This window comes from Mesorhizobium sp. M7A.F.Ca.AU.002.02.1.1 (assembly GCF_003998535.1).
Classification (GTDB): domain Bacteria; phylum Pseudomonadota; class Alphaproteobacteria; order Rhizobiales; family Rhizobiaceae; genus Mesorhizobium; species Mesorhizobium ciceri.
In genome coordinates this window covers 1-5901 of record NZ_RZPB01000380.1, presented here as the reverse complement: position 1 = coordinate 5901, position 5901 = coordinate 1, and the positions used below count along the sequence as shown (strand labels likewise).

The window sequence follows — 5901 nt, the reverse complement described above, 5'->3', positions numbered from 1 at the left end:
CAGTTCGGTCACCGCTTCATTGCCGTCGCGGTAGAGCGGGTTCTGCGGCCCCGGATTGGCCCAAAGCGCTGCAAAGCCGTCCGGTTTGTTCCAGGCGGCGCTGACCTCGCCGGCCATGGTTTCGATGTTGCCGGCAACAGCAGTGCCATAGGCGCAGCGGTAGGAATCATCCTTGCCGGCCAGTGCATCGGCGCCGTCGCCGTAAAGCACGAACTCCAGCGCGCCCAGCCCCTGCATGGCGACGCTCTTGCCGGCCAGCTGTGCCGGATCTGTGGCGGTTGGATCCTTCGCCGACAGCGCCGCCTGCACCTGCTTCAGGCCAATGCTCTTGCGATCCGGCCAGAACAGCATGCGTTCCAGCCGGTTGTTCTCCTTGATCGGCCCGAAGCCGATGATTTCGGCTGACGACCAGGCATAGACGGTGGCGGAGAATTCGGCGCGTGCGGCATCGAGCTCTCCTTGCGAGGGCGTGACGCACAGCTTGCGCATGGATCCGGTCAAGGCTTCCGCATGCTCGTGCAGGCCGGCATAGGCCGGGCGGACGAAGCCATCGATCGCCCGCTGGATGATGTCGGAGGCTTTGACCGCCGCCGACGCAGGGACAACGCCCAGCAGGGCCAGCGGAAGAGCGAAAAACAATGCAGAACGCTTGAACATCACAGTGACTCCAGGAATTTGAGCAATGCGTCACGCTCGGTCGCGTTAGCGGCGGCAAAACGGTCGCGCGCTTTCTGCGCCTCGCCGCCATGCCACAGGATCGCCTCAGCCAGGCTGCGCGCGCGCCCGTCATGCAGAAAGAAGGAATTGCCGTTGACTGTCTCGGTCAGGCCGATGCCCCACAGCGGCGGCGTGCGCCACTCATTGCCCGTCGCATCGCCCACGGCCTGGCCATCGGCCAGATCAGGCCCCATGTCGTGCAGCAGGAAGTCGGAATAGGGCCAGATCAACTGGAAGGCCTGCGCCTTATTGGGCGTATCGCGGCGCGTGACGAATTTCGGCGTATGGCAGGCAATGCAGCCGATCTCGTAGAATGTCTTTTTGCCCGCGAGCACGTCCGGCCGGTCGAGGTCCCGGCGCGACGGCACGGCCAGGTTCTGCGAATAGAAGGTGACGAGATCCATCACCGGCGGCGGCGCCTCGACCGGGCCAAGACGCTGCTGCACGCCGTTCGGCATGGCGAGGCATTTTGCCTCCGCAGCAGTGCAATCGCCCCAATGCCTCGGCTCTTCGAGCGTCGAGATGCCGATGTCGCCGGCAAAGGCATCCGCCGCCTGCTGGCGGATCGACGCGGTCTGCGCCTTCCAGCCGAAGCGGCCGAGCGTCAGTTCCCCGTTCAGGCTATCGCGCACGATGTTCGGCCTGCCGGAAATGCCGTCGCCGTCCCTGTCGTCCGGATCGGCTTGGGCGAGAATATCAGACGGCGCGATCTGTTCGATCAGGCCCAGGCCGATCATCGGCGGGGTCAGGCGCGGCGACAGTGTGGTGCGTGGGTCAAGCGGCCCGTAGCCAAGGCCGTCAACCGAATAGCTCGGCTTGCGCAAGGAGATCACAGCGCCGTCCGTCAGCTCTACCTTACGTTCCTGATAGTCGATATGCATCCTGCCTTCACCGGGCAGGCCGGGTACGGCGAGCTCCTGCAATTGCCTGCCGTAGACCGGGTCGGGGAAGTTGAGCACCTCATGGTCGGCAAGCGCCGCCTTCTCTTCCACGCTGCTGGCGTCGCGGGCCAGCCGCAGGAACATCGACGTGGTGCCGGCGTCGCCTTGCGGCGGGCGGCCGCGGCCGTCCTTCAGATGACAGTTCTGGCAGGCACGTTCGTTGAACAGCGGGCCGAGCCCGTCCGACGCCTGCGTCGAGGATGGCGACGAGACCCAGTTCTTGCGGAAAAGGGCATTGCCAAGCTTGAAGTCGCCCTGTTCCTCGAAGGTGAGGTTGGCCGAGGATTGCGAGAAGGAATCGCGGCTGACGTCCTTTCGGGACGTGCCGGCGCCACCTTGCATCAGTTCGAACGGCTCTGGCCTGGAAAAATCCGTGGTCGGCCTGGTGACGGCGATGGCGCGCGCCTGATCCTTCGCATTGAGGTCGGTGCGCGTGGTAGCGAAGCCGGCCGGCTGAAGATCACCCGCCATCGCCGAAGAGGTAAGCGCCAACACGAGCATGACACAGCGCCGACGCGCCAATCCGGCTGGCGTCTTCTCAGGGGGCGGCGAGCCATTGGCCCGCCGCGAGCGGCGCACGAATTCTAGCAGGCGCCGCATTCCCGCATGCCCTTACTCCGCCTCGTCTGCCGATGCGGCGTTGAGCTGGCCGTATTTCTCCTCGCCGATCGAGGCAAGCAGGTCGAGCTGCGTCTCAAGAAAGTCGATGTGACCCTCCTCGTCGGCCAGCAATTCCTCGAACAGCTTCATCGTCACGTAGTCGCCGGCGTCGTTGCAGATTTCGCGCGAACGCTTGTAGGCGGTACGTGCGTCATATTCTCCGGCAAGGTCGGATTCGAGCACTTCCTTGACGTTCTGCCCGATGCGCAGCGGCGCCACGGACTGCAGGTTCGGATGGCCTTCGAGGAAGATGATGCGGGCGACGAGCTTGTCGGCATGGTGCATCTCCTCGATCGATTCCGCCCGCTCCTTCTTTGCCAGCTTCGCGTATCCCCAGTCCTCAAGCAGACGGAAATGCACCCAGTACTGATTGACGGCCCCAAGCTCCAGAAAAAGGGCCTCGTTAAGCCGCTCGATGATCTGCGGATCGCCTTTCATGAATTCTGCTCCCGTATTGGATGCGCAGGCCTCTGACGCGATCCAGGTGTGAAACGACATCCACGCCGCTCGCCTCCGAGCGGGCGTGGTAGTTTTCGGTGACCCGAATGATCGTTTCCACCACATTTGGGAAGCAGCCGCAACAGCGACCGCGCTTTTGCATTGCATGATAGATCTTCGCCGGCACGATCAACTGCCAGGGATCCTGGTCCAGCAGCCCGACGATCGTCTGCTCGATCTCCTTCTCGGTGATGATGTTGCAATGACAAATCAGCATTGGCTTGCTCGGCTGGCTGACGGCGTCTCCCGCGCCGTGTGGCTTGATCTTCTGGCGGAGGCCGTTCCAAAGCCGGTTGTCCGGCTCCGGGTCAGTCTCCGTCGTTTACCCCTTACTTGAACACCTTGTCCGGCGCGTCGAGGCTGTCGGACCCTTCGAAGGCGATGGTGCTGAGCTTCAGGGAGCCGACGGCGCGCTCAATCGACTTGGTCTGATCGATCAGCGCATCGATCGCCGCCTGGACGGTGGCATTGCCCTCAATGTTGCCCTCGGCGATCTGCTGGTCATAGGCCTCGCCGGCCAGTGCACGCGCCTTGATCGCCTCCATCTTGGCGACCGAAACATCGAGCTTGTCAGACAGTTCCTTGTCGATCGCCGGGTCGGCCGCCTTCACCATATCGGCCACCGAAGGACCCGAAACGATGGTGCCGTCGAGACGCGTGTAGCTCGCATGATAGGCCGCGCGAATGCCGATGGCGTCGTAGAGATGCGAATTGTAGGTGTTGTCGGAGAAGCAATCGTGCTCCTCTTCCGGATCATGCAGCAGTAGGCCGAGCTTCATGCGCTCGCCGGCCAGTTCGCCGTAGGACAGCGAGCCCATGCCGGTGAAGATCGTCGAGATCGCCGTGTTCGGCTCGCCATCGACAAGAGCCTTGCGGGCGGCGCCGTCTTCCTTCCAGTTGCCGACCATCTCCTGAAGATCCGAAACCAGAAGGTCGCTGGCCGATTTCAGATACTCGGCGCGGCGGTCGCAATTACCGCCGGTGCAGTTCTTGAGGTCGTAGTCGGTGTCGGGGCGCTCGCCGGCACCCGGGCCGGTGCCATGCAGGTCCTGGCCCCAGAGCAGGAATTCGATGGCGTGATAGCCGGTGGCGACATTGGCCTCGATGCCGCCGGCTCCCTGCAGCGTGCCGGAGAGGAATTCCGGCGAAAGCTTCGATGCATCGACCTTCTTGCCGTTGATCTCGATCTCCTTGTTGGCGATCACATTGGCCGTGTAGAGCGCGTTCGCGTCCGATTCGGTGCCGTAGCTCTTGGCGACATAGTCGATCAAGCCTTCATCCAGCGGCCAGGAATTCACCTTGCCTTCCCAGTCGTCGACGATCTTGTTGCCGAAGCGGTAGACTTCGGTCTGCTGGTAGGGAACGCGCGATGCCTTCCAGGCGTCACGGGCAGCGTTGAGGGTTTCCACCGATGGCGTGGCGAGCAGCGCGTCGACCGCCTTGTCGAGCGCCTGCGCGGTGGTCAGCGAATCTTCGTATTTCGCGAGCGCGATGTCGGAATAGGTCTTGATGACCGCCTTTACATCGGTTTCCGCCTTTGCCGGCAACACGAATACCGCCGCCGTCAGCAGGGCAGTGGCGCCGATCGCCGCAAGCCTGCTGCCATATCGTGCTGTCATGATCACTCTCCAGTTTCTCGGAAATTCTGTAAACGGCGCGCGCAGCAACCGGCGCCAGGCCATCTGCGGGCCATTGGGCGCAAGAGATGCCGCGCCATCGCGCGGTTCGCGGAAGAAAGACACCAAAATGCCTCCAATCGAAAGGGTTCAAGGCCCAGACATTAAAGGGATGCGCTGACGCGCGAGCTTCCATAAAGCTGCGACACCGTCGGATGTCAATGACAATCCGCAAGAAAAGTCAATCGAAACAACAGTTTAGAATTATTCTAAACTGCGACTGTCAACTTTATGCATTTTCCTGCACCGGTCTTGCCGCTGAACTGTGCGATTGACAGCCGCCATCCCGGATGCGACCCGCAAAAGCTCGCTTGCAGCGGTGCCAGACAATTGCCATCTGGCGGAACATCCTAGGGTAGAATCGGGATTGAGTGCGATGAAGAACGGTGTGGTCATTGTCGGCGCGGGCCATGCGGGCGTGCAAGCGGCCGCAAGTCTGCGCGAGGACGGTTATGACGGACCGGTAATCCTCGTCGGAGATGAGGACGAACTGCCCTACCACAAGCCGCCGCTGTCGAAGACCTTCATCAAGGATGCCGAGGCCAAGCCACAACCCTTGCGCGGCGAGGCCTTTTACACCGGCAGCGCCATCGACTACCGGCCTGGCGTCAGGATCGATCGCATCGATGCCGGACGCCGCAGTTTGGATATTGCCGGCGGTGGTGCGCTTGCCTTCGACCACCTGATCCTGGCGACAGGCTCGCGCCCGCGCACGCTGCCGCTGCCCGGTGCCGATCTGTCCGGGGTGCTGTCGCTGCGCTCGCTGGCCGATGCGCGGCTGATTCGCGACCTCAGCGCGCAAACCGACGAAGTCGTCATCCTCGGCGGCGGTTTCATCGGGCTGGAGATCGCAGCCACGTTGAGGGCCGCCGGCCGCACGGTGACAGTGGTCGAGGCGGTGGACCGGCTGCTCGGCCGCGCCGTGGCGCCGGTGGTGGCGAGCCACGTCCGGCAACGGCTGGAAGCGACGGGCGTGCGCATCCTCACCGGCACCTCGATCGCCGGGCTCGAAGGCGAAAACGGTCATGTCGTGGCCGCGATCACCTCGTCAGGCGAAAGACTGCCGGCGCGCATGGTCATTGTCGGCATTGGTGCCGTGCCGAATGTCGAACTGGCACAGGAAGCTGGCCTCGGCATCGCCAACGGCATCCGCGTCGATCACCAGATGCGGACTTCGGTGCCGGAGATTCTCGCTATTGGCGATGCTGCCTCTTACCGTCACTGGTTCACCGGCGGCGACGTGCGGCTGGAATCGGTGCAGAATGCCACCGACCAGGCGCGGCTTGCCGCGCGCACGATATCAGGCCATGCCGACGCCTATTCTGCGGTGCCATGGTTCTGGTCCGACATCGGCGACATGAAGCTGCAGATGGTCGGCCTGACCGCCGGCGGCGACAGCCATGTCGTGC

At 63.2% G+C, this 5901-nt stretch carries 6 protein-coding genes; 1 reads left to right on the top strand and 5 read right to left on the bottom strand.

All coding sequences use genetic code 11. The features are described 5' to 3' along the window. The 5 genes from EN879_RS21605 to EN879_RS21585 form a co-directional block, all read right to left on the bottom strand. Positions 1-657, bottom strand: a 657-nt coding sequence (locus tag EN879_RS21605; protein ID WP_281034600.1) for an imelysin family protein, incomplete at its 3' end; no start/stop codon positions are given. Then, a complete protein-coding gene (locus tag EN879_RS21600; protein ID WP_063169985.1) occupies positions 657-2258 on the bottom strand; it encodes a di-heme oxidoredictase family protein in 1602 nt (533 codons plus the stop codon). The genes EN879_RS21600 and EN879_RS21605, both read right to left, overlap by 1 nt. A gap of 12 nt (positions 2259-2270) precedes the next feature. After that, on the bottom strand, positions 2271-2756 hold the full coding sequence (gene bfr / locus EN879_RS21595) for a bacterioferritin (protein ID WP_013527914.1): 486 nt from the start codon (positions 2754-2756) through the stop codon (positions 2271-2273). Further along, the gene (locus EN879_RS21590) at positions 2722-3033 is read right to left on the bottom strand and encodes a (2Fe-2S)-binding protein (protein ID WP_013527915.1); all 312 of its coding nucleotides are present in this window, start codon (positions 3031-3033) and stop codon (positions 2722-2724) included. The genes bfr and EN879_RS21590 overlap by 35 nt, the downstream gene beginning before the upstream one ends. Positions 3034-3145: 112 nt before the next feature. After that, positions 3146-4435, bottom strand: a complete 1290-nt coding sequence (locus EN879_RS21585; protein WP_063170455.1) for an imelysin family protein — start codon at positions 4433-4435, stop codon at positions 3146-3148. A 433-nt stretch (positions 4436-4868) separates the two neighbouring features. On the opposite strand from EN879_RS21585, the gene EN879_RS21580 reads away from it, so the two are divergent. Next, a partial coding sequence (locus EN879_RS21580) for an FAD-dependent oxidoreductase (protein ID WP_127274236.1) occupies positions 4869-5901 on the top strand: 1033 nt, incomplete at its 3' end.

Bases quoted from the DNA above. Each gene is read 5' to 3' on its own strand.
- EN879_RS21600 (WP_063169985.1), bottom strand. From the start codon at position 2,258: ATGCGGCGCCTGCTAGAATTCGTGCGCCGCTCGCGGCGGGCCAATGGC.
- bfr (WP_013527914.1), bottom strand. From the start codon at position 2,756: ATGAAAGGCGATCCGCAGATCATCGAGCGGCTTAACGAGGCCCTTTTT.
- EN879_RS21590 (WP_013527915.1), bottom strand. From the start codon at position 3,033: ATGCTGATTTGTCATTGCAACATCATCACCGAGAAGGAGATCGAGCAG.
- EN879_RS21585 (WP_063170455.1), bottom strand. From the start codon at position 4,435: ATGACAGCACGATATGGCAGCAGGCTTGCGGCGATCGGCGCCACTGCC.